The 24184-nt window shown below is 48.2% G+C and carries 22 protein-coding genes and 6 tRNA genes; 21 read left to right on the forward strand and 7 right to left on the reverse strand.

Features of this window, described 5'->3' with window-relative positions; genetic code table 11:
- The first annotated feature begins 428 nt into the window (after window positions 1–428).
- From tolQ to WCN91_RS04525, 13 genes are all read left to right on the forward strand, one after another.
- Complete coding sequence (gene tolQ / locus WCN91_RS04465) at window positions 429–1130, forward strand: protein TolQ (RefSeq protein WP_342676704.1); 702 nt, start codon at window positions 429–431, stop codon at window positions 1128–1130.
- Window positions 1117–1542, forward strand: a complete 426-nt coding sequence (gene tolR, locus WCN91_RS04470; RefSeq protein ID WP_342676706.1) for a protein TolR — start codon at window positions 1117–1119, stop codon at window positions 1540–1542. The genes tolQ and tolR overlap by 14 nt, the downstream gene beginning before the upstream one ends.
- 1 nt (window position 1543) lies before the next feature.
- On the forward strand, window positions 1544–2497 hold the full coding sequence (gene tolA, locus WCN91_RS04475; protein WP_342676708.1) for a cell envelope integrity protein TolA: 954 nt from the start codon (window positions 1544–1546) through the stop codon (window positions 2495–2497).
- Between the two features lie 9 nt (window positions 2498–2506).
- The gene (tolB, locus tag WCN91_RS04480; RefSeq protein WP_342676710.1) at window positions 2507–3862 is read left to right on the forward strand and encodes a Tol-Pal system beta propeller repeat protein TolB; all 1356 of its coding nucleotides are present in this window, start codon (window positions 2507–2509) and stop codon (window positions 3860–3862) included.
- Between the two features lie 122 nt (window positions 3863–3984).
- Window positions 3985–4518 carry a peptidoglycan-associated lipoprotein Pal gene (gene pal / locus WCN91_RS04485; protein WP_342676712.1) on the forward strand — a complete coding sequence of 178 codons (534 nt, stop codon included), beginning with the start codon at window positions 3985–3987 and terminating at the stop codon, window positions 4516–4518.
- 16 nt (window positions 4519–4534) lie between these two features.
- The gene (gene ybgF, locus WCN91_RS04490) at window positions 4535–5302 is read left to right on the forward strand and encodes a tol-pal system protein YbgF (protein ID WP_342676823.1); all 768 of its coding nucleotides are present in this window, start codon (window positions 4535–4537) and stop codon (window positions 5300–5302) included.
- A 188-nt stretch (window positions 5303–5490) separates the two neighbouring features.
- A tRNA-Lys gene (locus tag WCN91_RS04495) sits at window positions 5491–5566 on the forward strand.
- 26 nt (window positions 5567–5592) lie between these two features.
- Window positions 5593–5668, forward strand: a tRNA-Lys gene (locus WCN91_RS04500).
- Between the two features lie 23 nt (window positions 5669–5691).
- Window positions 5692–5767 (forward strand) — tRNA-Lys (locus tag WCN91_RS04505).
- A 67-nt stretch (window positions 5768–5834) separates the two neighbouring features.
- A tRNA-Lys gene (locus WCN91_RS04510) sits at window positions 5835–5910 on the forward strand.
- 70 nt (window positions 5911–5980) lie between these two features.
- Window positions 5981–6056, forward strand: a tRNA-Lys gene (locus WCN91_RS04515).
- A gap of 131 nt (window positions 6057–6187) precedes the next feature.
- Window positions 6188–7231 carry a quinolinate synthase NadA gene (gene nadA, locus WCN91_RS04520; protein ID WP_342676713.1) on the forward strand — a complete coding sequence of 348 codons (1044 nt, stop codon included), beginning with the start codon at window positions 6188–6190 and terminating at the stop codon, window positions 7229–7231.
- Between the two features lie 106 nt (window positions 7232–7337).
- A tRNA-Ser gene (locus WCN91_RS04525) sits at window positions 7338–7428 on the forward strand.
- An 831-nt stretch (window positions 7429–8259) separates the two neighbouring features.
- Here WCN91_RS04525 and WCN91_RS04530 read toward each other — a convergent pair.
- The 5 genes from WCN91_RS04530 to WCN91_RS04550 all read right to left on the reverse strand — a co-directional run bounded on the left by WCN91_RS04530 (window position 8260) and on the right by WCN91_RS04550 (window position 13339).
- The gene (locus WCN91_RS04530) at window positions 8260–9198 is read right to left on the reverse strand and encodes a LysR family transcriptional regulator (RefSeq protein ID WP_105190748.1); all 939 of its coding nucleotides are present in this window, start codon (window positions 9196–9198) and stop codon (window positions 8260–8262) included.
- A 61-nt stretch (window positions 9199–9259) separates the two neighbouring features.
- Window positions 9260–10954 carry a bifunctional isocitrate dehydrogenase kinase/phosphatase gene (aceK, locus tag WCN91_RS04535; RefSeq protein ID WP_342676715.1) on the reverse strand — a complete coding sequence of 565 codons (1695 nt, stop codon included), beginning with the start codon at window positions 10952–10954 and terminating at the stop codon, window positions 9260–9262.
- 76 nt (window positions 10955–11030) lie between these two features.
- Complete coding sequence (locus tag WCN91_RS04540; RefSeq protein ID WP_342676717.1) at window positions 11031–11486, reverse strand: hypothetical protein; 456 nt, start codon at window positions 11484–11486, stop codon at window positions 11031–11033.
- Window positions 11487–11631: 145 nt separating this feature from the next.
- Complete coding sequence (locus WCN91_RS04545) at window positions 11632–13122, reverse strand: DUF3413 domain-containing protein (protein WP_342676719.1); 1491 nt, start codon at window positions 13120–13122, stop codon at window positions 11632–11634.
- Between the two features lie 4 nt (window positions 13123–13126).
- Window positions 13127–13339 (reverse strand): YejL family protein, encoded by a 213-nt coding sequence (locus WCN91_RS04550; protein WP_105190744.1) that lies wholly within the window; start codon window positions 13337–13339, stop codon window positions 13127–13129.
- A 64-nt stretch (window positions 13340–13403) separates the two neighbouring features.
- Here WCN91_RS04550 and yejK point away from each other — a divergent pair, with 64 nt between their 5' ends.
- Complete coding sequence (gene yejK, locus WCN91_RS04555; protein WP_342676722.1) at window positions 13404–14411, forward strand: nucleoid-associated protein YejK; 1008 nt, start codon at window positions 13404–13406, stop codon at window positions 14409–14411.
- An 83-nt stretch (window positions 14412–14494) separates the two neighbouring features.
- Here yejK and rne read toward each other — a convergent pair whose 3' ends face one another.
- Window positions 14495–17620: a ribonuclease E gene (rne, locus tag WCN91_RS04560; protein ID WP_342676724.1), complete on the reverse strand. Its 3126-nt coding sequence runs from the start codon at window positions 17618–17620 to the stop codon at window positions 14495–14497.
- Between the two features lie 634 nt (window positions 17621–18254).
- Here rne and rluC point away from each other — a divergent pair.
- On the forward strand, window positions 18255–19217 hold the full coding sequence (rluC, locus tag WCN91_RS04565; RefSeq protein ID WP_342676726.1) for a 23S rRNA pseudouridine(955/2504/2580) synthase RluC: 963 nt from the start codon (window positions 18255–18257) through the stop codon (window positions 19215–19217).
- Window positions 19201–19851 (forward strand): HAD-IIIA family hydrolase, encoded by a 651-nt coding sequence (locus tag WCN91_RS04570; RefSeq protein WP_342676728.1) that lies wholly within the window; start codon window positions 19201–19203, stop codon window positions 19849–19851. The genes rluC and WCN91_RS04570 overlap by 17 nt, the downstream gene beginning before the upstream one ends.
- A gap of 40 nt (window positions 19852–19891) precedes the next feature.
- On the opposite strand, the gene WCN91_RS04575 is transcribed toward WCN91_RS04570, so the two are convergent.
- Window positions 19892–20479 carry a Maf family protein gene (locus tag WCN91_RS04575; protein WP_342676730.1) on the reverse strand — a complete coding sequence of 196 codons (588 nt, stop codon included), beginning with the start codon at window positions 20477–20479 and terminating at the stop codon, window positions 19892–19894.
- 120 nt (window positions 20480–20599) lie between these two features.
- Between WCN91_RS04575 and yceD the strand changes: the two genes are divergently transcribed.
- From yceD to fabG, 5 genes are all read left to right on the forward strand, one after another.
- On the forward strand, window positions 20600–21124 hold the full coding sequence (gene yceD, locus WCN91_RS04580) for a 23S rRNA accumulation protein YceD (protein ID WP_342676732.1): 525 nt from the start codon (window positions 20600–20602) through the stop codon (window positions 21122–21124).
- A 10-nt stretch (window positions 21125–21134) separates the two neighbouring features.
- Window positions 21135–21305 carry a 50S ribosomal protein L32 gene (gene rpmF, locus WCN91_RS04585; protein ID WP_105190738.1) on the forward strand — a complete coding sequence of 57 codons (171 nt, stop codon included), beginning with the start codon at window positions 21135–21137 and terminating at the stop codon, window positions 21303–21305.
- An 11-nt stretch (window positions 21306–21316) separates the two neighbouring features.
- Window positions 21317–22363, forward strand: a complete 1047-nt coding sequence (plsX, locus tag WCN91_RS04590) for a phosphate acyltransferase PlsX (RefSeq protein ID WP_342676735.1) — start codon at window positions 21317–21319, stop codon at window positions 22361–22363.
- A 66-nt stretch (window positions 22364–22429) separates the two neighbouring features.
- Window positions 22430–23359 carry an ACP S-malonyltransferase gene (gene fabD, locus WCN91_RS04595; RefSeq protein ID WP_342676737.1) on the forward strand — a complete coding sequence of 310 codons (930 nt, stop codon included), beginning with the start codon at window positions 22430–22432 and terminating at the stop codon, window positions 23357–23359.
- Between the two features lie 12 nt (window positions 23360–23371).
- The gene (fabG, locus tag WCN91_RS04600; protein WP_342676739.1) at window positions 23372–24118 is read left to right on the forward strand and encodes a 3-oxoacyl-ACP reductase FabG; all 747 of its coding nucleotides are present in this window, start codon (window positions 23372–23374) and stop codon (window positions 24116–24118) included.
- The last annotated feature ends 66 nt before the right edge of the window (window positions 24119–24184 follow it).

A 24184-nucleotide genomic window follows, 5' to 3' on the forward strand; every position in this document is an offset into this window, starting at 1 on the left:
ATTATTTTTTTCGGATAAAAAAAACTAATAGCGAATAAAATCTTCATGATGATATTTTGCACAATAAACGTAAGGTAACTAGCTTTGTGTATTGAAATATAAGGTTATTATTTTTCCTGTGCTTTTTTTGTTCGATTAGAATTACTATTTTTTAACTTGTTATGCATCGGCAAAATGACAGCTTATGCGAATAATCCGCATAAAATCTGATTTTTGGAACTTTTTCGCATGTAAAGAACCCAATAAGATATCTGTGTATCTGCCTGTTAGCCACAGCCTGCGGCGTTTTATCGGCGCTAGGTGGCAATTCATGGCAAGGTCATTGTCAGCGTAATTATGACTGGGTACACTAGGGTTCATTGTGTGTCGTACGCTGTATTGAGCGCGGATACAGTTAACTGCAATATACGCGCCTTAGGAGAAAATACGTGGATTCAGGATTAAACTTTATTGATCTTATTTTAAAAGCCAGCTTTTTAGTGCAGCTGGTGATGCTTACTCTGGTTGCCCTGTCGGTACTTTCTTGGGCCATTATCATTCAGCGTCGCAAAATACTTAGCAACGCCCTCGCGAATGCAAAAAAGTTTGAATCCCGTTTTTGGTCTGGTGTTGATCTCTCTAAGCTGTATAACGAAATTTCCGCTCGCGGTACTCAAAGTGAAGGCATCGAAGCCATCTTTACTTCAGGCTTTAAAGAGTTTGCCCGTGCCAAGAGAAACAATCTATCTGCTGCTGGCTTAGGTATAGATGGTCCGCATCGCGCTATGCGTGTGGCCCTTTCTCGTGAGGTTGAAAAGCTAGAAAATAGCCTGTCTTTCTTAGCCACTATCGGCTCTATCAGCCCTTATATCGGTCTGTTCGGTACCGTATGGGGTATCATGAACGCCTTTATCGCCTTAGGTGAAGTTAAACAAGCGACCTTACAAATGGTTGCCCCGGGTATTGCCGAGGCCTTGATTGCAACGGCCATGGGTCTATTCGCTGCTATTCCTGCGGTTATCGCCTACAACCGTTTTGCTACCAAGATGGAAAAAATTGAGTCTTATTACGGTAACTTTATGGAAGAGTTTGCCAATATCCTACATCGCCAAGCTCTGACTCAAGAGGTGAAAAGCCATGTACCTGCGTAAGAAGCGTCGTCCGGTCTCGGAGATCAACGTCGTTCCTTACATCGACGTGATGTTGGTGCTGTTAATTATCTTTATGGCCACCGCGCCTTTGATCACCCATGGCGTCAAGGTTGAGCTGCCGAAAATGGAGCAGTCGGAATTGGTGGATACCAAGGGTGAACCGCCGATCATTGCTTCTATCGATGCCGACGGTAAATACTACGTCAGTGCTAACCCTGACCCGGAAGAAGCTTTAGAAGCGGCTGAAGTTGTAGCGATAATTCAAATGCAATTGGAAAAAAGTCCGAAAACACCCGTGATGATCAAGGGTTCCGGTCAGGTCAGTTATCAAGAAGTACTCCGTCTTATGGACATACTAAGAAAAAGTGGAGTGAACGAAGTGGGTCTGATGACGGAGTCGTTCGAGGATTAATATGCAGCAGTTTAAAATACCTCTTCTGATCTCTGCCGCTTTGCATGTGCTGATGATAGCCGTACTCGTTGGTGCTAATTATTTTCGTCCGTCCACCCCTGAGGTGATCACGGTATCTTTGAACACGCCGAGTAATGAAGACATACCACAAAAAGCCGTTGATGCGGTGGCCGTGGATCAAAAGCAGGTGCAACAGCGTATCGAAGAGCTGCGTAAGCAGGAAGAAGATAAGAAGCGCGCCGAGCAAAAGCGCATCCGCGAATTGGAAAAGCGCGCTGAGCTGGCCAAGCGTCAGCGTCAGGAAGAAGCTAATCGCATTAAAAAGCTAGAGCAGCAGCGCAAAGCCAAGGAAGAGGAGCGTAAAAAAGCCGAAGCCGAAGCGAAAAAAGCCCGCGAGATTGAGCGTAAAGAACGCGATAAGGCGAAGAAGGCTCAGCTAGAAAAGGAAAAGGCAGAGAAGGCAGCTAAGGCCGCTGCGGAAAAACGCCGCAAGGAAGAAGAAGCGGCGCTTAAAGCCGAACAAGAGCGCAAACGTAAAGAGGCAGAAGCCAAACGCAAAGAAGCAGAAGCTAAGCGTAAGGCCGAAGAAGCAAGACAAAAGGCGCTGCAAGAGCAAATGTTGCAAGAGCAGATGGCCGCCGAGCAAGCCGTGCGTGCTAAAGCCCGCCGTCAGCAGGTGCTATCTGAAGTCGACAAATATCGCGCCTTAATCTCTCAGCGTATTCAGCAGAACCTGCTGCTTGACGAGAGCTTCCGCGGTAAAGAGTGTCGCCTCAATATTAAATTGGCCTTTAATGGCCTGGTCACTAGCGTAAATTCGCTTGGTGGTGACAGACAAGTATGTGAGGCCGCGGTACGTGCCGTGCGCCGCGCCGATACGCTACCGGTCTCTAAAGACCGCGATGTATTTGAAGAATTAAAAAATATTAACTTAACGGTTAAACCAGAGTTTTAGGGGACTTTTATGATTAGATTATGCCGCGTTGTGGCAGTGTCTTTACTGGCGAGCATGAGTATGTGGGCTCAGGCCGCGCTGGAAATTGTGATCACCGAAGGGGTCGACAGCGCTCGCCCCATTGCCGTGGTGCCTTTCACCTATAAAGGCACGGGCGAAATGCCCATGCGTATCAGTGAAGTGGTGGCTGCGGACTTGCGCCGTAGCGGTAAGTTTAAGCCTATCGCCAATATCGATATGCCGCAGCGCCCGAGCTCGGATGCCGATGTAGATTATGGTGCCTGGGCACAACGTGGTGTAGAAGCCATAGTAGTGGGTACGGTCGAGCAGCAGTCAGCGGGTCGTTACCTGGTCAGTTTTGAGCTGATCGATGTGTTACGCGGTCAGATCACAGGCGGTAAAACCCGAGTATTGAACAATGGTCAGTTGGTGAACAGTGAAGACCATGTGCTGGATGCCCGCGAAACCGTGATTTCGGCATCGAGCTTCCGTCGTTATGGCCACCGTATCAGTGATGTGGTGTATGAAGCCTTGACCGGTGAGCGCGGCGCCTTCTTAACGAAAATTGCTTATATCATAGTGCGTGAGCAGGATGATAAGCCTTATCAGCTAGTGGTTGCCGATTACGACGGCTTTAACGAGCAGGTGTTATTGCGCTCTAAAGAGCCGCTGATGTCGCCGGCATGGTCGCCGGATGGCAATAAGCTGGCCTATGTAACTTTTGAGAATCGTCAGAGCCAGATCTTTATTCAGGATATCTACTCAGGCCAGCGTCAGCTGATCACCACTCACCCAGGTATCAATGGTGCGCCTAAGTTTTCACCTGATGGCACTAAGCTGGCTTTGGTACTGTCAAAAGACCGTACCGGTGCCACGGAATTGTATTTATACGACTTAATTACTAAGCAGGAACGCCGCTTAACACGCCACCGTAGTATAGACACTGAGCCAACTTGGCATCCTAATGGTAAAGAGCTGATGTTTACCTCTGAAAGAGGTGGTAATGCCCAGATTTATAAGTTAAATTTAGACTCGGGTCGAGTGCAGCGTGTGACTTTTGACGGCGATATGAACTTGAACGGCTCGGTGACCCCGGATGGGAAACATCTGGTAATGGTTAACCGTACTCTAGGTCAGTATCATATTGGCAAGAAGGACCTAAATAATGGGGACTTCCATGTGTTGACTCGTACTCGCTTGGATGAATCACCAAGCGTTGCACCCAATGGCTCAATGATTATATACAGCACCATGCATAACAATAAAAATGTATTGGCTTTGGTGTCGATGGACGGTCGTTTTAAAGCGCGTTTACCTGTGCTCGACGGTCAGGTTAAGTCGCCGGCATGGTCGCCATTTTTGTGATTCGCTAAGGGTGTAGTCAGCTTTAATCGCATAAACTTGATGTTTGTGCGATTAACACACTATAGTAAGAAAAATTGAAAATCAGGTGATGGTTTCACTAAATCATAATAGGAATCTACTCAATGCAACTTAATAAACTGTTAAAAAGCCTGCTTGTTGCAGTGCCAGTAATGACACTAGCGGCCTGTAGTTCTTCATCAAACCTAGATGAAGGCCAAGCCAACGAGACTAACCAAGCTGAAACCCAAGTAACTGATACTGTAGAAGTAGAAACTGTTGAGCGCGTAGAAACTGCAGAAGAAAAACTACGTAAAAAGTTTGAACAACTTCGCCAGCAACAGGTTATTCACTTTGACTTTGACCGTGCAACGATCCAAAGCAAGTATGCTGAGCTACTTCAAGCGCACGCTCAATTCCTAATTCAAAACCCATCGGTTAAAGTACTTATCGAAGGTCACGCGGATGAGCGTGGTACGCCTGAGTACAACATCGCCCTAGGTGAGAGCCGCGGTCAGTCGGTAGAAAAATACCTTCTAAGCCTTGGCGTTAACGCAAACCAAATGTCAGTTGTGAGCTATGGCGAAGAAAAGCCAATGATCAAAGCACGCAACGAAGAAGCGTTTGCTCAAAACCGCCGTGCGGTATTAGTATACTAAAATCAGTAGAGTAATGATGAAGCCGAAACTTATTTTGGCAGCCTTACTCATGAGCGGGAGCACCCATGTTTGGGCTGCTCCCGCTCCTGTTTCTGAGGCCACTGCCAGCGAATCAAGCATTGAGCAGCGTTTAAGTCGACTTGAGCAAATGATGCAATCGCGCAACATTATGCAAGCCAACTTACAGCAGCAGCTCGATATGTTACAGGATGAAGTGAGCCAGTTACGCGGCATTACCGAAGAGCATAGCTACAAGCTCGAAAAGGTATTGCAACGTCAACGTGAGCTTTATCAAGAGATTGAGAATCGTGTGAGCGCCGCTTATACCCAGCAGCCGAGCTACGAGATGCCACAAGAGCAAACGCAGCAGGGCGATACGGGTTTAAACGTCACAGCGGTCAGCACCGACCTATCGGAAAACGAAGCGTACGATAAAGCGGTGAAGCTGATTATGCAGGACAAGCGCTACGATGCCGCTATTCCAGAATTTCAGTCGTTTTTACAAAGCTATCCTAATTCCGTTTATGCGGCTAACGCCCATTACTGGTTAGGGCAATTGTTGACGATTAAGGGCGATACTGCCGGCGCCAAGTCTCATTTTGAGACCGTAGTGAATCAATACAGTGATTCTAACAAGCGCCCGGACGCACTCCTTAAACTTGGTACTCTAGAACAACAGCAAGGCCAGTTGGCCAAAGCTAAGCAGTTGTTTAATGAGGTTATCACGCAATATCCTAATACCACGGCTGCGAAACTTGCCGCCGAACGTGTTAGCAAGTTGTAGCCAAGTTTTGCCAGTTGCAATGTTTTAGACTGCTTTGTAGCTAAAGCGGTCTAAAATTAGGCAACTAAAAGGAAAAACTAAAAAAAACCGAGTATTTGTATTGCACTTGGATTTTAAATAAGTATTATAAGCGCCCGCAGCAGGGGATAACCACTTAGGAAGTTTTCTGCAGCAGAATTACATAAAGTGGGTCATTAGCTCAGCTGGTAGAGCAGTGGACTTTTAATCCATTGGTCGATGGTTCGAATCCATCATGACCCACCACTTTATGTAATACTTAGCACAGCGTTGGGTCATTAGCTCAGTTGGTAGAGCAGTGGACTTTTAATCCATTGGTCGATGGTTCAAGTCCATCATGACCCACCAATTGCTAAATAGATTCTAATGTTGGGTCATTAGCTCAGCTGGTAGAGCAGTGGACTTTTAATCCATTGGTCGATGGTTCGAATCCATCATGACCCACCACTTTAGAATCAACACAGTTAATTTGTGACGTTAATCATAACGCTTTGAACAAGTTAACAACCCGGGCGGGTCATTAGCTCAGCTGGTAGAGCAGTGGACTTTTAATCCATTGGTCGATGGTTCGAATCCATCATGACCCACCATTCAATATCCCCCTGCTATTATAAATAGCGCTTAATGTGCCACTTCCTTATTGGTTCATTACATCAGAGCGGGTCATTAGCTCAGCTGGTAGAGCAGTGGACTTTTAATCCATTGGTCGATGGTTCGAATCCATCATGACCCACCACTTTCTTTATTCCCTTTTAAACTTAATTAGTTACTAACTATCTTCTCTATCCCAAGCACATAGCTTCTTTTTGTCGTCATAGTTTCGTATAATTGCCCCAATATTTTGTAACCTAGAATGGTTTTATCAGTATGGGTATTAGCCAACAGATCATGCCTGAGGATTATATCTTTCCTCCTAAGCCAGCTCCTCTTTCTGACAGTGAAAAAGCTGAGTACAAAGCGCGTATCAAGCAACTGCTAAAAGAGAAAAATGCGGTATTAGTGGCCCACTATTATACCGACCCGGAAATTCAGGCCCTAGCGGAAGAAAGTGGCGGTTGCGTAGCCGACTCGCTGGAAATGGCACGTTTCGGTGCGCGTCAGGAAAACGCAGAAATGATCATAGTTGCCGGCGTTCGCTTTATGGGTGAAACGGCGAAGATCTTAACTCCTGAGAAAACTGTTGTGATGCCAACTCTGGATGCGACCTGCTCGCTGGATGTGGGTTGTCCTATCGATGCTTTTAACGAGTTCTGTGATCAACACCCAGAGCGTAAAGTAGTGGTGTACGCCAATACTTCGACTGCGGTTAAGGCCCGTGCGGATTGGATTGTGACCTCATCCTGTGCGCTGGAAATTGTAGAGCACCTTGATAGCGAAGGCGAAAAAATTATCTGGGGCCCGGATAAGCACCTTGGCAGCTATATTCAAAAGCAAACCGGTGCCGATATGATCATGTGGAACGGCGCCTGTATCGTTCACGACGAGTTTAAAACCAAAGCGCTGCAAGATATGAAAGCCTTGCACCCGGATGCGGCGGTTTTGGTTCACCCAGAGTCTCCAGCGGAGATTGTAGAGCTGGCCGATGCGGTTGGTTCAACCAGCCAGCTAATTAAAGCGGCGCAGGAAATGGATAATCAGAAGTTTATCGTTGCCACCGATCGCGGCATTTTCTACAAGATGCAGCAACTATGCCCAGAGAAGGAATTCTTTGAAGCACCGACCGCCGGCGAGGGTGCCACCTGTAAAAGCTGCGCACATTGCCCCTGGATGGCCATGAACGGCTTAAAAGCCATTGAAGAAGCCCTGCTTGACCCAAGCGGTAAAGAAGTGTTTGTGGACATGGAGCTGCGCGAGGGTGCCTTACGTTCACTTAACCGCATGCTTGATTTCACTGCTGCCATGGCACGCTAATGGCGGATTACTAAGCAATTGATTTGGTTTTGTAAAAAACACCTTGCAACAAACAAAGCCTTTGCTTAGTATAAGCGGCGCTGCTACGGCAGCCCAGTTAAAGTGCGGAGAGGTGGCTGAGTGGCCGAAGGCGCACGACTGGAACTCGTGTATACGTTAATAGCGTATCGAGGGTTCGAATCCCTCCCTCTCCGCCATGCATTATGATAAAAAACCAGCTTCGGCTGGTTTTTGCTTTTCGGCGTTCGGTCGCAAGCTTCGGCCCTGTGGGCTGTTCGTTCACTAGCGGTGAACTCACTCCTCTGCGCCATGCATTAAAACGAAAGAGCCCAGCTTTATGCTGGGCTTTTTCGTTTCAACAGCACCAGCTGAGTTAGGGAGGCCTTGATGAGAACCCTAGTTCGACAAAACGCCTGGAGCGTTTTGAGCCGCGCAGGCGCCCGAAGGGTTGCCTACAGGACGTAGGCAAGCTTATCCCTCCCGGGTTAACCGTTTTCGGCGTTCGGTCGCAAGCTTCGGCCCTGCCTTGGGCTGTTCGTTCACTAGTGGTGAACTCACCCCTCTCCGCCATGCATTAAAACGAAAGAGCCCAGCTTTATGCTGGGCTTTTTCGTTTTAACCGCACTAGCTGAGTGGGGAGGTCATGATGAGAACCCTGGTTCGACAAAACGCAGGGAGCGTTTTGTGCTGCGAAGCACCCGAAGGGGCGAATATAGGGATATATGAGCGCACCTAAATGCCTAGAGCGTTTTGAGCCGCGTAGGCGCCCGCAGGGTTGCCTACAGGACGTAGGCAAGCTTATCCCTCTCGGGTTAACCGTTTTCGGCGTTCGGTCGCAAGCTTTGGCCCTGTGGGCTTTTTTGTTTTAACAGCACCAGCTGAGCCGCACAGACGCCCGCGGGGTTACCTACAGGACGGTTGTAGGTAGGCCTTCAGGCCGACAAATATGCCCAGGGTTAGCATTGTCGGCGCAAAGCACCGACCACAGTAATGTAAGAGAATATGGCCGAAAGCGCTTTGGGCGTACTTTACGCCAACTCCTGCGCCACTTCTGCCACTTTTTGTCGTAACCAGATATGGCTCACATCCCTATGCAGCAGCGGTGACCAAATCATGTCCAGCTCGAATGGCGGTATGGGGAAGGGCGGCTCTAAAATGGTGAGCCCAGGGTCATCCTGATAGATTTTAGCCGCCTTAGAGGGCAAGGTGGCGACCAGGTTCAGCTCTTTAGCCAGGTGAATGGCTACATGATAATTACGAGTGAAAGTGGCTATGTCTCTGTGCTTACCAAAGTGCGCCAGGGCTTCGTCAACCCAACCGAGCTTTTGTACGTCCTTGGGATCCATACCCACACCCACGCCAAAACCGGTTTTACTCACCCAGATATGTCTGGCCTGTAAATAACTTTCTAAATTAAAGCGCTCTAAAATGGGGTTATCGGATTTAACCAGACAGCAGAAGCTGTCTTTCCAAATACGTTTATGGTGGAAAGACTGAGGCAGCTTCTCAAAACGGTTGAGGGCCATGTCCACCTTGCCGTTTTCAACGTCGTGGAAGTTAACGTCACTGGGCGTCAGTATATCCAAGGTGGTATCCGGCGCTTCGGCATGGAGTTTACTTAATAGGCGCGGAGCCAAGGTACTGGCGGCATAGTCGCTGGCCATAATACGAAATACGCGCTTACTGCTGGCGGGCTCAAAGTCGCGGTTAGGAGCCAAGGTTTCTTCCAGGGTCATCAGCACCCCGCGGATCACAGGTTGCAGCTCTAAGGCGCGCTCTGTGGGGACCATGCCCTCACTGGTGCGCACCAATAGGGGGTCATTCAACAGGTTACGCAGGCGTTTAAGGCCATTACTCATGGCCGGCTGAGTAATGCTGAGCTGATTGGCCGCCTTGGTGACATTACACTCGCGCAATAAGGTATCGAGATAAACGAGAAGATTTAAATCAATTTTGTTTATGTTCATTCCGCTATGCCATTTATTATATTTATAGTTAGTCTAGCTTATTCTTGGGTAGCAGGATAGGCTACCAAAGGTGTATAAATCGCTGTTCTTTGGGATAAGGATAAACCTGTTTATATTCGCCGCGGACAATTTTTTGCTGTGCCTGCTGCCAATAGGCGGCTTCAGTCAGCTCGCCATGATAACGCATAAATATTTCTTTATGAGTAGGGTTAGGTAGCACAAAGGTGGTTAGCTGAGCCGGGAACACATCGTTTGGGGCGACCGAAATACTGTGCTCATCGTTGTAATCGAATTCGCGAAATTGCATATCTGTAAGGTATTGCACTTCGTCATAGTCATAGAAGACCACACGCTGATGTTTGGTGACGCCAAAGTTTTTCAACAGCATATCGCCGGGGAAAATATTGGCGGCGATCATTTCTTTAAGCGCCTGACCGTATTCGATAATGGCGTGCTCGGCTTTTTCCTTATCCACTTCTTGCAGGTAAAGGTTTAGCGGCGTCATGCGGCGTTCGATATAGAGGTGCTTGATGATCAGCATATCGCCTTCGATACGCATCGAATTAGCAATACTGTTTTCCAGCTGTTGCAGCAATTCATCGCTAAAGCAACTCAGGGGCAGGGCCACATCGGAATACTCCCAGGTATCGGCCATGCGGCCAACCCTGTCGTGGCGTTTAACCAGTTGGTAACGCTCGAGTACGGTTTGTCTGCCAAAGGGTTTACTGGAACCAAAGTGGTCGCGGATTATTTTAAATACGTAAGGGAAAGAGGGCAGGTTGATCACCATCATCACCATGCCCGGAGTACCTGCGGCCAGCTCAAAGCGCTCCTGGGCATGCTGCATATGTGCCAGTAGCTCACGGTAGAATTCGGTTTTGCCCTGCTTATGAAAACCTATGGCGTTATAGAGTTCGGCCTTGGTTTTGCCGGGCATGAGCTGATTGAGAAAGTGCACCAGGGCCGAGGGCGCATGAGTTTGCACCATAAAATAAGCGCGGGCAAAGCCGAAGATCACCCGCATTTGCGATGAGCGCGTGAGCAGGGCATCGATATAGAGGCCGCGGTCTTTGTTATGTAATACCGCAATGATAAAGGGCTGAGAGCCAGTCGATGAAACAATACGACCGACGATATAAGCGGCCTGACCGCGATAAAAGGGGGCCTGCAGTATATCAAAACGCATTTGGTGGCTTTTAACATGGGTGTCTGGCGCTTGTTTTATAAAAGCCTTTAATAACAAGCGAATATCACGTTCTAAATTGGCAAAGGCGCAGCCAAACTCAAACTGAGTGATAATTTGGCGAATAGTGGGCTTTAGGCCTTCAACCACGGGGAAATAGCTGCGATATTCTGCTTCAACCGGAAGCGCCGGAGCATCGGCCAGGGTCGCCTGAACGAAGATAAAGTCGTTATTGTAATACTGGCGCTCAAACAGGCGGCAAAACACCGAGTTATAAAAGGTTTCTGCAAGCTCAGCCTGAGGGTGAAAGGTTAAAAACTGCTTATAGCATTCCTTGGTGTCTATCCATAGCTGGGGATTGTCCGCCGGATCGCTGACCACAGAGACTAGGGTGTCAACGGTTTCATTTACTCGGGTATCATAATAGCTAATGCGCAAACTGGCGATATGACGCATGGTTGCCCAATCACGCTTGGCAAAGGCCTCGGGAGCTTGCGCCGTGATCGATTGGAACAACTTATAGTGATGGAAAAACCCATTAAGAATTTGTTGCGCTATTGCTTGTGCATACACAGTTAAAGCCCCTAGAGTATAAACTCTAACCTACCTTAAGCCATGGTACTAATTTATTGCAAGGTCTTTGTAAGTGTTATTGATATTTTGCCAGGGACTTTTCTAACCTTGCCAGCTTTTGTTCGGTTTCTTTAATGCGCTGAGTATAGCGATATTCAATATCCTTGATATTACTCTGCACCTCTTTTTTCAGTGCTGAGCGCTCATCATCTGACATCAGGTGCTCCAAGCGTAACTCTTGGGCTAAGGTTTTGGCACTGCGCTCACGTTTTAACAGCACCACTTCTTGCTTGGTGTTGTTAATTTGCATATTGATGCTGTTGCGCTTGTTTTCTTTCTCTAGCCCGGTTAATTGCCTGCTGTACTCTTCTTTGGGGACCTGTTGGTGGGAATGAGTACGTGAGACTTCTTGCTCCTTTGCATTTTTATCGCAAGGGAACTGGCTAAATACCATGCCTGCTTCGGTTTGGCACTTAAAGTATGTAGTATTGGCGTAACCCAAAGCAGGCAGCGCCGCGCTAAGTATTAACACACTTCCTTGGAGCGCTAATCTGCTAGTCACCATTTCACCTCGCTTAATTATTCTTTTTATCCTTCACCCAATATAGATGAACTGAAATTGAATGTCACGAAAGTAAGCCAAAGGTATTAAATATGTGTGGTTGTTTTTTATCCGTTTATTGCGCGTTAAAGCGTTTGAGCTGCTTAAGGCCTTGAATTAAAAAAGGCACATTAAGTTCTTGGTCGACATTAAAGCCCTCGCTGGCAGAAATATGTTTATAACTGCCGTCGCTGCTTAACAAGGTAATGCGGTCTTTACGCAGGGCGATAAACACCCCTTGTGAGTAATTGATATTGGGCTGAGTGTCATTGCCGAGCATGTTATTGGCAATTAATGCGCTGGTGGCCAACTCTGGGCATTGCAAGTGCTCAGCCAGCACTGTGGCCAGTATGTCTTGGGGTTGCACTATATGGCCGAGATTCTGTAAACGCGAGTCTGAGCTCCATAACTGATTAATTGCTGTAATGCGCTCTGTGCTCTCGCTGGCAAGGGTAAAGGCAAAAACTGTATGTGAGTCTTGCACCGGCATGTGCTCATCAAGGGTGACCTTGACCAGGGCGTCGGCATCGTTATGAATAAAATCAAATTGCGCTAGATTTGTTTGCAGTGTTAATGGCGTGCGTCGCCATAGCGGATCTATGTGATCCTTGCTCATGCTTTGGCGGTAATAGCTAGGTAAGCCATAGAGAGCATTGAATATGGTGTCCTCAGCGTTGGCTGGGTGCAAAATAGGGGCAACTAGCCGCAGTGCCGGGTTCGCTTCAATAAAGCGAGTTAAGTCAGCCTCAGAGCTAAATAAGCGAATATCCACTGCGGCAGCATCTTTCGCCAGGTTACAGCTTGGCAATTGTGCCGGCATTACAAAGCTGACATTGGGCGCATTAACATTAACCGAGCGCTCTTGCTGATAACGCTTAAGGTCGAGCAGGTCATTTTTGGCCAGCAAGGATTTTGCCGTAGTCGGGTAAGACAGAGGCAACATATTGTCCTGCTTGGTGATATCAAATTTTAGTTCGGCGTCAGCCCAAATATGAATGCTGTGGCTAAGGGCAAAGCACACCACTAATGCGGTGGTGATGGCGCGACCAATGCGCAGACGTTTGAGGTCACTCAGATGGTGCCAGGTATAGTTACTGACGATCAGCTGATAGGCCAAAATCAAGATGACAAAGGTGCTAACCATCAGGGTCGAAAGCGCCGGGGTATTACTTACATTGCGCCAAAACAGAGATAAAATTTCCCCTAAGGCACTGTAATTCAGGTGATATCCCAGGTTGTAATAAACAAAGGCATCCACCGCCAGCAAGGTCATGCCTATGGTGGCCAGCACCGAGGCCATGCCGCGAATATGACGAGGGTAGGGAAAAACCAGGGATAGCGGGAATATGGTCAGCACAAAGGCTAAAAAGGTAATAAAGGCGGTGTGGCTGAGCCAGGTCACCACCATATAAAAGGTGCCAACAGCCGTTGCTGGAGGCGCATCGGCAAATAAATAGGCAAGGCTAAGCAGCAACGCAAGACCAATATTAGCCAGGGTAAACCAGTGGCCCCAGGCCAGTAACTGGCTGACTCGAGAAGAAAATTGATTTTGCGTTGTCAGATTCATCGGGTTACTTCAACGAATCCGTTAGGGCATTAGCAAAGTTTTGCGCCACGGCGGCTCTTTTTGCTTCAGGCACATGCTCTTTAATAATATGCGTGATAGTATTGCCCAGACACATCAGGCTTAAATCAACCGGTGCCTTTTTTTCGGCAAGTACAGCGACAAGCTGGTCGACAAGTTGTTCTACTTCTTCATTGGTATATTTGGATAACGCTGGCATCGGTGGTTCATTACTGATTTATATATGTCCTTGTATTTTAACACCGTAGGAGTGAAAAACAAAGATGACCACTGAGGTTAAGAAGCTGGTTGTACATTACGTCGATAAAGACGACGATAATACCCAAATTCACTTGCGCAATGACGAAATGCCCATCAATGAGCGCGTTAATGTGTTTATCGAGCAGTTACATCACGCCTATAACGGCAAGCCAGGCAAGGGTTTTTGTGCTTTCAGTGCGGATAAAAGCAGTGTTGTGGCAAGTGCTATGCAAAGCTACCGCAATCATGAGCTTGGCTTTTGGCAAGTTACCGAGCAGGCCGCCACGGTATTAAAAGAAGAGCTTGATAAATATGCCTTTAATGAAACTGGCTATCTGGTTTTTTGTCATTATCAGTATGTTGCCACGGAATATATTTTAATTGCCCTGATTAATATTAAAGAGCACTACAGCATTACCTCTGAGTTGGACTTGGCTTCTTCCCGTCACCTGGATATTACCCGCATGCAATTGGCGGCGCGTATAGACTTAGCTGCCTGGGACACACAGGCAGACGATAATCGCTATATCTCCTTTATCAAAGGCCGAGCTGGGCGCAAGGTTGCCGATTTCTTCTTGGACTTTTTAGGCTGTGAAGAAGGTATCGACCCGAAACAGCAAAGCCGCTCCATGCTTACCGCCGTTGAAGACTACTTAAGCGAGCAAGGCTTGGACAAGGCGGAAAAAGACGAACGTCGCCGCGAAGTTTTTGATTATTGCAGTGACCGCTTAAGCAGCGGCGAAGATGCGCAAATTGATGAAATCGGTAAGGCCATCAGCAAGGATGATGAAAATAGCTTTAATGATTTTTATCAGCAGCAAAATTATGATTTGGCCGAGTCATTCCCGGTCGATAAGAAAACCGTAACCGGTATGGTGAAGTTATCTGGCATGGGTGGTGGTGTGAGCGTTGGCTTTGAGCGCAAGCACTTGGGTGAGCGGGTGATATACGATCCGGTTTATGACACTTTGACCATCAAGGGCGTGCCGCCAAATCTAAAAGATCAGCTTGAGCAGTTGGATAAAGAGTAGGGGGTAAACCTGCTTATAGTTTTAGGATATAAAAAGACATAAAAAAAGCCGCTGAAATCAGCGGCTTTTTACGTTTACCCTAATTACTCGGCATCAGCCTGAGCTACTTCAGGCACCGGCTCAGCGGCAATCTGTGGGGCTTTTGGTGTCGCCGCGCCACAGGAGGCATGGTGTGCAGGAGCAACTGAACCGGGCTTCAAACCACTGTTTACAACCGCGGTGCGTTGCTCAGCCGGCATTGGCTGTGGCAAGTCATTCAGAGGTTGCATGGCTTGGGTTACAGGCTGTGTCATAGGCGCCGTGGCATGACCGATTGCGCGTACAGCTTTAGCGGCTGGCTCAGCTGTTGCTGCAACTTTTGTTTCAGCTTGCTCGGCAACAACTTCAACCTTTTCCTCTTGAGCTGGCTCGGCTGGTGCTTCAACAACTGCTTCAACAGCAGTCTCAACAAGAGTTTCAACTTGAGCTTCAGCCTCAGCTGGTTTTGCTTCGTCTTGCTCGGCAACAACTTCTACCGCTGGCTCTTCGCTGTTAGTAGCAGGTGTTTCAACAACCGCTTCTTCAGCTTGTGGCTCAACAGTTTCTGCAACCACTTCGGCTTGAGGCTCTAGGCTCTCCTGGCTTGGTGCTGGATCAGCTGCAACGGCTTCTTGCTCCACTGGCGTTTCTACCCGCTGCTCGGCTGGCTCAGCGTCTTGCTTTGCTTCTTCCGCCATGGCTTGATCCGCGACAGGGACAAAGGCTGGCTTATCCGTTTCGCCTTCTTGCTTTTCACGACGGCGGCGTTGACCCGCGGCGCGCAGGTGGCGTGGTGAACGACGGCTGCGAGTGCGGCCTTCTTTTTCACCTTCGGCTTGCTCTTCACCTTCTTGCTTCTCGGCGTTGGGTTCTGCCTGAGCTACTGGCTCAGCCTTAGGTGCAGGCTTAGACTCAGCTTTTGGTGAAGCCTTTTCTTGTGCAGTCTCAGCTGGCTGCTCTTGCACTGGGGCTTCTTGAGCTACTTCAACAACCGGCGCTGCTTGTTGCTCTTGAGCATCTACTGCAGGCGTTGTTGTTTCAGTTGTAAGCGTTTGCTCGGCCTGATTTGACACACGTACCTTCTTACGAAGGTTACGGCGCTGACGGCGCTGCTTAGGCGCTTGTTCTTGCTCGTCTTGAGCTTCAACAACCGTTTCTTTGCGCACTTCTTCGTTATCGTTGCGGTTGTCGCGACGACGGTTTTGCGAACGACGGCGTTTGTTGCGGTTATCCGAGCCACGATTGTCATCACGCTCGTTGTTGCGCTGACCACCACGTTGGCCGCCGCGCTCATCGCTGCGGTTTTGCTCGTTACTTTCGCTCTTCTCAGCTTCAGGCTTATCGCCGCCTTTTTGCTGCGGGCCTTTACCACGGTTACGCGACTGATTGCTGCGACGGCGCTGGTTATTGCGACGACGCTCACCCGAGCGGCGCTCTTTTTGCTCATCCGTACTCGGCTTTTTCTCTTGCTCTTTTTGCTCTTCGCCACCGAATAGCTCTTTAAGCCATTTGCCGATGCGCTCAATCAGGCCTGGTTGTGCAGCTGCCTTGGCTTTAGGGCTGGCAGCTTTAGGCTGGGCAACAGGTGCTGGCTCTTGTGGCATTACCACGCCTTTAAGCACAGGCTCTTCACGCTGTGGCATAGCCGGCGCACGCGAGTACTCAATTGCTTCTGGCTCTGGCTCAATGATTTGCTCGTAGCTGGCGGCTTCCAGAGTTTCGTCTTTGCGCAAACGCACTACTTCGTAATGCGGTGTTTCCATATGTTGATTAGGAATGATCACTACATCACAGTTGTGACGTTTTTCGATGCGCTGTACGCTGCGACGCTTTTCGTTAAGCAGGTAGGCACCAACGGCAACCGGTACCTGAGCATTAACCTGAGCGGTATTGTCCTTGATCGCTTCTTCTTCGATTAAGCGCAAGATAGATAAGGCGATAGACTCGTTTGAACGTATGGTGCCCTGGCCGCTACAACGTGGGCAGCTGCCTTGGCTCGCTTCACCTAGTGAAGGGCGCAGGCGTTGACGTGACATTTCCAACAGGCCGAAGCGTGAAATCTTGCCGATTTGTACGCGGGCACGGTCTTGACGCGCCGCATCTTTAAGACGGTTTTCTACTTCACGTTGATGGCGTGGCGGCGTCATATCGATAAAGTCGATAACAATCAAACCACCTAGGTCACGTAGGCGTAACTGACGGGCAATTTCGTCGGCGGCTTCTAAGTTGGTATTAAGTGCCGTTTCTTCGATATCGCTACCCTTGGTCGCTTTTGACGAGTTGATATCGATAGAGGTCAGGGCTTCTGTTGGGTCAATAACGATTGAACCACCAGAAGGCAGGCGTACTTCACGCTGGAACGCCGACTCGATTTGGCTTTCAATTTGATAGTGCGTAAACAGGGGCACATCATTTTGATACAGCTTAACGCGATTCATAAAGTCTGGACGGAAGCGCTCGATATGAGCTTTTGCTTCTTCGAATACGCGCGGTTTGTCGATCAGGATTTCACCGATATCGCGACGCAAATAGTCACGAATAGCGCGGAAAATAACGTTGCTTTCCTGGTGAATTAAGAAAGGTGCCTTGCCGCTGTCGGCTGCATCTTTAATCGCCTGCCAATGTACCAGCAGGGCTTTTAGGTCGTACTCAAGCTCTTCGTATGATTTACCAACACCCGCGGTGCGCACGATAAGGCCCATGCCCTTAGGCAGGTCCAGGCGGCTTAGTGCTTCTTTAAGCTCTACACGCTCATCGCCTTCGATACGACGAGAAATACCGCCAGCACGAGGGTTGTTTGGCATTAGCACCAGGTAGCTACCGGCAACACTGATAAAGGTGGTTAGCGCTGCGCCTTTTTGGCCACGTTCTTCTTTATCAACTTGGACGATCACTTCCTGTCCTTCACGGATCACATCCTTGATATTAGGACGGCCGCTAAAGGTATAACCGCTAGGGAAGTAGGTGCGGGCAATTTCTTTCAGTGGTAAGAAGCCATGGCGTTCGGCGCCGTAGTCAACAAAGGCGGCTTCAAGAGAAGGTTCGATACGGGTAATTTTACCCTTATAGATGTTTGCTTTTTTTTGTTCGTGTCCAGGGCTTTCGATATCTAGATCGTACAGGCGCTGGCCATCAACCAGTGCTACGCGCATTTCTTCTTGCTGCGTCGCATTGATTAGCATGCGTTTCATATTGTTACTCTTAAATTCTTTACATAGTGCCCGACCTGACTTGGGTCGTTCGGCGCTCTTCTTTGTGTCTTAGGTGCAGTCTCACGACTGGGCTTTTAACGAAAAAGCTTAACGTTTTAAATCTACCTTGGAGTGGTTTGGCTGTAATTAAGAGCCACTACACCACATCTATGTTCATGCCTTCAGCTAAGGGCTGACAGGCGACGCAACAAGGTAATAGTCGTTTACCGTTACACCAAATGGTGGTCGATAGCATTATGATTTTGTTTAATTACAGGCCGTTCGCTGACGTTCTATGTTAATGCTGAACCGTGCGCAAAAGACCTAATGTTCTATTCTTCGTTTCCTATTATTGCCCAGTTGGGCCAATCACCACTTGCGGTCGCAGCCAAACAAACAATCTATTACGCGCATTGTTTGTCACTGCATTCACGTGGGTTCTGGGTGATAAAGCTGTGGAAATACGAGCTCGAATCTGTATGATCGCCATTCCCAGAATGTGTTGCACGCAAGTTTTGGTTAAAACCAAAGGTGATGTAAAATCTTGTGTTATGCACAGGTTTTACAAGGGCGATTATCCCACTAAAACCTCAGCATAAGCAACTAAATTATGACTCAAATCAGTGATTAGGTAATGAAAGAGACGATTGGCACCCAGGTTTGCTTTGTAACCGTTGATGAAGACTACAGCGGACAACGCATAGATAACTTTTTGATAACCAAACTCAAAGGGGTGCCAAAAAGTGCGATATACCGTATTTTGCGCAAAGGCGAAGTACGGGTGAATAAAAAACGTGTCAAGCCTGTGTATAAATTACAAGCGGGCGATACGGTACGTCTTCCGCCGATTAAAGTGGCCGAGCGCGAAGAGCAGCCTATACCGACCAATTTGGATAAGGTGAGTAAGCTCGAAGATGCCATCTTGTTTGAAGACAAGTATCTTATAGTTATCAACAAGCCTGCCGGCATGGCGGTGCACGGTGGTAGTGGTTTGAGTTTTGGTCTTATCGAAGCATTGCGCGCGTTGCGCCCGAATGACAGAAACCTGGAGCTGGTGCACCGCTTAGACCGAGACACCTCGGGCTGCCTGCTTATCTCGAAAAAGCGCTCGGTATTGAAATCCTTGCACGAGCAACTGCGCGAAAAAACCATGGAGAAAAACTACTGGGCCCTAGTAGCCGGGCAGTGGGATGCCAAGGTGCGTAATGTCAATGAGCCACTGAATAAGAACACATTGCAATCCGGTGAACGCGTGGTGCGTGTTGATCATGAACGCGGTAAAGCTTCGCACACACGTTTTCGCGTATTAGAGCGTTTTGAAAATTGCTCCCTGGTGCAGGCATCACCGGTGACCGGGCGTACGCACCAAATTCGTGTGCATACCCAGTGCAAAGGGCATCCTATTGCCTGTGATGATAAATACGGCGACCAGGCCTTTGATGCGCAAATGCGTGCTCAGGGCTTAGGCCGTTTATTCTTGCACGCTCGTGAGCTGCGCTTTTTCCATCCGCAAACGGAAACTACCTTGGCTCTGGAAGCGCCTTTAGATGCGGCATTGGAACATTGTTTAGGACGCTTACGTGAGCAAAATCAATAATAAAGAGCTGCTGATATTCGATTGGGATGGCACCATTATGGACTCGGTGCCGAAAATCGTGGCGACACTGCAAAGTGCGGCGCGCGCATTGAGCGTGCCCGAGCCCGACCCCATCAGTGCGAAGAATATCATAGGCCTTAGCCTGGATACCGCGGTGGCCACCTTGTTTCCCGAGCATAGCGAGTTTCATCAAGCGCTTGAAGAGCAATATAAGCACCATTATCTGGCCGTTGACACCACGCCGACGCCGCTGTTTGATAATGTTGAAAGCACCTTGCAAGCGCTAAAGGAAAAAGGTTATTCACTGGCGGTGGCGACCGGTAAAAGCCGTAAGGGATTAGACAGATTAATGGCTGAAACCGGGCTGGCGCATTTTTTTGATATTAGCCGCACCGCTTGTGAGGCTCAATCTAAGCCGCATCCACAAATGCTGGAGCAAATCCTTGCCTTTTATCAATGCTCGCCACAGCAGGCGGTGATGATAGGGGATACGCAAATCGACATGCAACTGGCAGCCAATGCCGGGGTTGATGGCATAGGCGTGACCTTTGGTGTGCATGCCAAGGAAGAATTAGAAATCTTTCACCCCAAGGCGACCGTAAACAGTTATCGGGAATTATTGGCGCTCTTTTAAGCGCCATTTTTGTGCTGGCGAGGTTCTTGCGCTGGCACAGTTATAGCGTCAGTGGATCTATGCCCCAATCTAACAGTAGTTGGTTAAGGCGTAGTAAAGGCAGGCCAACCAAGGCATTGGGATCATCGCCCTTAAGGGCTTCAAAAAGACAAATCCCCAAGCCTTCACTTTTAAAGCTGCCAGCACAATTAAGGGGTTGCTCTTTGGCCACATAAAGACGTATTTGCTCGGCGCTTAAGTGGCGAAAATGAACCTCAAAGGGTTCGACTATTACCGTGTTTTTGCCCGTTTCTATGTCCAGCAGCGCTAAAGAGGTTAAAAAGGTGACTTTTTCGCCACTAAAACGAGCCAGTTGCGCCTCAGCATTTGCTACAGTATGGGGTTTGCCGAGTATATCATCCTGGTGCAGAGCCACCTGATCCGAGCCGATCACTAGGCCGCAATCATATAGATCACACGCGGTTTGCGCTTTTTCCAGAGCTAAACGGCGTACCAGTTGCTCTGGCTGTTCACCGGCTTTGGCTGACTCGTCAATTGCGGGTGAAAAGTGGTGAAATTCAGGGATAATTTTTTTTAATAATTGCTGCCTAAAAGGCGAACTTGAGGCTAAGATAAAAGCTGTTTTCATTGCCCGATCATCGAATTGTTAAATATCGAGTCTAGAATACGGCGCAATCGGGCGAAAAACAAAAGGAAAGTCGAATTTTATTTTGACTCTAATGACAACTATCTATATGATGCAGCCCCTATGCAAAAGGTGAAGATTCCCGTCACCCTTGATCCGGGCAGAGCGGCACAACGTCAGTTAGATTATGACGGCGTGGTACTGCTTGAAGAACTTTCTCGATTTGAGCAAGTTGTGCTGGATAAAAGTGGTGAAGTAGCGGTACAAATTCATTGCAAGAATGACGAACAAGGGTTAACTGTTCTCAGTGGTTCTATTAAGGCCCGAGCAACTCTTATTTGTCAGCGTTGTAATGAAGAGTTTGGGTTGGATTTGGAACAAGACTTTGCGTATACGCCGGTTGGCATGGGTGCAGAGTCAGATCATCTCCCTGATTACTACGATCTTGTGGAGCTAGATGAGAACGGAGAAATCAATATTCGACAATTAGTTGAAGATGAATTGATTTTGGCCATTCCTATCGTGCCTATGCATGACGAAGCATCTTGTCGTTACTCAAAGCAACCAAAAAGCTTTGGTAAAATCGACGAAGAAGATGAAAAACCAAATCCATTTGAAATTTTGAAACAACTTAAGAAAGATTCTTAGGAGAAGGCTAATGGCGGTACAAAAAAGCAAAAAGTCTCGTGCAAGACGTGGTATGCGTCGTTCACACGATGCGATCAGTGGTCCAGCTCTAACAGTTGATAAAGTGACTGGTGAAACTCACCGTCGTCACCACATCACTGCAGACGGCTACTACAAAGGCGTTAAAGTAATTTCTAAGTAAGAGATTGCTTTATGCAACGCAGTCTAACCATTGCGTTAGATATGATGGGGGGCGATTACGGCCCCCGTTCATCTATCCCAGCCGCAGTTGAAGCGGTTCATCTCCATAATTCACTTACCCTGATCCTCTGTGGTAATGAAACCCTAATTGAAGAGCAGCTTTCCCGTTTAGACGCGCTGCAACACCCACGCTTAAAAATCAAACATTGTACGCAAATCGTCACCAATGCCGATGAGCCCGCGTATGCGTTACGTAATAAAAAAGATGCGTCTATGCGTGTGGCCCTTGATTTGGTTAAATCCGGGGAAGCCCAAGCCTGTGTAAGTTCCGGCAACACCGGGGCTTTATTCGCCATTGCCCATTATGTGCTGAAAATGTTGCCCGGTATTAAACGCCCAGCGCTTATCTCTACGGTACCCACACAAACAAAACGACCCGTTTATTTGTTGGATCTTGGCGCCAATGTTCATTGTGATGCCCATACTTTGTATCAATTCGGGATCATGGGAACCGTGGTGGCGCGTGAGGCGCAGGATATCGAATATCCTAAGGTCAGTCTGCTTAATATTGGCTCCGAAGACATCAAGGGTCATGAGGGTATAAAAGCCGCTGCCAAGTTGATGAGCAGTTGTAACACCATAAATTACACGGGTTACAGCGAGGGGAGTGATATTTTCAGTGGCAAGGCCGATGTGATCGTCTGTGAAGGCTTTGTCGGTAATGTGGCACTGAAAACCTGTGAAGGAATTGCAAAACTGATCATGCATAAGATGACTAAAGCCTTGAAAAAGCATTTGCTTTATCGTGGCTTGGCGCTATTACTTATGCCTGTCATAAAAAAAATCTATAAAAAGGTGAACCCCGACCAGTATAACGGCGCATCTTTGGTAGGATTGCGCGGTATAGTGGTTAAAAGCCATGGAAATGCATCGGCAAGTGCATTTCTAGCGGCAATTAATGAGGCTGTTAAGGAAGTGCAACGTCAGTTGCCCGAGAAAATTCAAGCGGCCTTTGCTGAGAACGAGCCAACGCCAGATACGAGCGCAGAAAACTCGTAAACTCCCTCCTCATTAATGCCTGCCAAAATTCGCGAATATCGCTAAAACAATACGAAAGAGCAGCATATGTCTGAAAAAATCGCAATATTATTTCCTGGCCAAGGCTCACAAAGCGTTGGCATGTTATCTGAGCTACTAAGCGAGTCTGAGGTAGTGAAAGCCACCTTTGCTGAAGCATCACAAGCCCTTGGCTATGACTTGGCAGAGCTAGTGCTTAATGGCCCAGAAGAAGAGCTAAATCAAACTCACCGTACACAACCTGCGTTATTGTGTTCGTCAGTGGCTATTTTCCGTCACTGGCAACAGCTAGGCGGTGCAGAGCAAGAAGTGGTACTGGCTGGTCACAGTCTAGGTGAATACTCGGCGCTGGTATGTGCCGGTGTAATGAGCTTAGCCGATGGCGTTAAGCTGGTTGAAAAGCGCGGTCAATATATGCAGCAAGCAGTACCTGCTGGTGTGGGTTCAATGGCGGCCATCATTGGTCTTGACGATGATGCTATCGCTAAAGCCTGTGCCGACAGTGCCCAAGGCCAAGTTGTGGCGCCAGTGAACTACAATTCTCCGGGTCAGGTGGTGATCGCCGGTAATAAAGAAGCCGTAGATCGCGCCAGCGAAGCCTGTAAAGAAGCCGGTGCAAAGCGTGCACTGCCGCTTGCGGTAAGTGTACCTTCACACTGTGAACTGATGAAGCCTGCGGCCGAGCAGCTTAAAGGCGACCTTGATACCTTAGCACTAAACGCACCAGTATTTACTGTGATCAACAATGTGGATGTGGCTGCCGAGCAGGATGTTGAAGCTATTAAAGATGCCTTGGCGCGCCAGCTTTACAGCCCGGTTCGCTGGACTGAAACAGTACAAGCCATTGTTAAAATGGGCGTGAGTCAGGCCTTTGAATTTGGTCCTGGCAAGGTTCTAACCGGCCTGGTAAAACGAATTGATAAAACCCTTGATTGCAGTGCTGTTAACGACAGTGCTAGCGCAGACGCAGCTAAATAAAAGAGAACAAAAATGGCAAATTTATTTTCCCTAGAGGGCAAGGTAGTCCTAGTAACAGGTGCAAGCCGTGGTATTGGCAAAGCGGTTGCTGAGCAATTGGTTGCGCAGGGCGCAAAAGTTGCGGGCACTGCGACCAGCGACGGCGGTGCTGAGAATATCTCTGCTTACCTTGGTGAGAACGGCAAGGGTTATAAGCTAAACGTGACCGATGGCGAGTCAATCGAAGCAACTTTGGCGGCGATTAAAGCAGACCTGGGCGATATTGATGTATTGGTAAACAATGCCGGTATCACACGCGATAATCTGCTAATGCGCATGAAAGACGACGAATGGCAGGATATTATCGATACTAACCTATCGTCTATCTTCCGCCTGTCAAAAGCGGTATTGCGTCCTATGATGAAGAAAAAATCAGGTCGTATCATCAACATAGGTTCTGTTGTGGGCACCATGGGTAACGCCGGTCAGGCTAACTATGCTGCTGCGAAAGCGGGCGTAATTGGTTTTTCTAAGTCGTTGGCTCGTGAAGTGGCCTCACGTGGTATCACGGTGAACGTTGTTGCTCCTGGCTTTATCCAAACCGATATGACAGACGAGCTAACTGAAGAGCAAAAGGCGGCAACCCTTGCTAATGTACCTGCTGGTCGTCTTGGTCAACCGAATGAAATTGCAGCAGCTGTATGCTATTTAGCGTCTGACGCGGCGGCGTACGTTTCCGGCGAAACTCTGCACGTTAACGGCGCGATGTATATGGTTTAAGGCTCTATTTGAGCCAAAATAGGTCACAAAAACTCGACTAAAAAGATTGAAGTTTTTGTGACCTTG

Source organism: Pseudoalteromonas qingdaonensis (genome assembly GCF_038739665.1).
In the GTDB taxonomy this organism is placed as follows: Bacteria; Pseudomonadota; Gammaproteobacteria; order Enterobacterales; family Alteromonadaceae; genus Pseudoalteromonas; species Pseudoalteromonas qingdaonensis.

Excerpts from the sequence above, each read along its gene's own strand:
- tolR (WP_342676706.1), top strand. The coding sequence starts at position 1,117 with ATGTACCTGCGTAAGAAGCGTCGTCCGGTCTCGGAGATCAACGTCGTT.
- nadA (WP_342676713.1), top strand. The coding sequence starts at position 6,188 with ATGGGTATTAGCCAACAGATCATGCCTGAGGATTATATCTTTCCTCCT.
- ybgF (WP_342676823.1), top strand. The coding sequence starts at position 4,535 with ATGAAGCCGAAACTTATTTTGGCAGCCTTACTCATGAGCGGGAGCACC.
- yejK (WP_342676722.1), top strand. The coding sequence starts at position 13,404 with ATGACCACTGAGGTTAAGAAGCTGGTTGTACATTACGTCGATAAAGAC.
- fabG (WP_342676739.1), top strand. The coding sequence starts at position 23,372 with ATGGCAAATTTATTTTCCCTAGAGGGCAAGGTAGTCCTAGTAACAGGT.
- WCN91_RS04550 (WP_105190744.1), bottom strand. The coding sequence starts at position 13,339 with ATGCCAGCGTTATCCAAATATACCAATGAAGAAGTAGAACAACTTGTC.
- rne (WP_342676724.1), bottom strand. The coding sequence starts at position 17,620 with ATGAAACGCATGCTAATCAATGCGACGCAGCAAGAAGAAATGCGCGTA.
- WCN91_RS04545 (WP_342676719.1), bottom strand. The coding sequence starts at position 13,122 with ATGAATCTGACAACGCAAAATCAATTTTCTTCTCGAGTCAGCCAGTTA.
- rluC (WP_342676726.1), top strand. The coding sequence starts at position 18,255 with ATGAAAGAGACGATTGGCACCCAGGTTTGCTTTGTAACCGTTGATGAA.
- WCN91_RS04575 (WP_342676730.1), bottom strand. The coding sequence starts at position 20,479 with ATGAAAACAGCTTTTATCTTAGCCTCAAGTTCGCCTTTTAGGCAGCAA.
- fabD (WP_342676737.1), top strand. The coding sequence starts at position 22,430 with ATGTCTGAAAAAATCGCAATATTATTTCCTGGCCAAGGCTCACAAAGC.
- tolA (WP_342676708.1), top strand. The coding sequence starts at position 1,544 with ATGCAGCAGTTTAAAATACCTCTTCTGATCTCTGCCGCTTTGCATGTG.
- pal (WP_342676712.1), top strand. The coding sequence starts at position 3,985 with ATGCAACTTAATAAACTGTTAAAAAGCCTGCTTGTTGCAGTGCCAGTA.
- plsX (WP_342676735.1), top strand. The coding sequence starts at position 21,317 with ATGCAACGCAGTCTAACCATTGCGTTAGATATGATGGGGGGCGATTAC.
- rpmF (WP_105190738.1), top strand. The coding sequence starts at position 21,135 with ATGGCGGTACAAAAAAGCAAAAAGTCTCGTGCAAGACGTGGTATGCGT.
- tolB (WP_342676710.1), top strand. The coding sequence starts at position 2,507 with ATGATTAGATTATGCCGCGTTGTGGCAGTGTCTTTACTGGCGAGCATG.
- WCN91_RS04530 (WP_105190748.1), bottom strand. The coding sequence starts at position 9,198 with ATGAACATAAACAAAATTGATTTAAATCTTCTCGTTTATCTCGATACC.
- yceD (WP_342676732.1), top strand. The coding sequence starts at position 20,600 with ATGCAAAAGGTGAAGATTCCCGTCACCCTTGATCCGGGCAGAGCGGCA.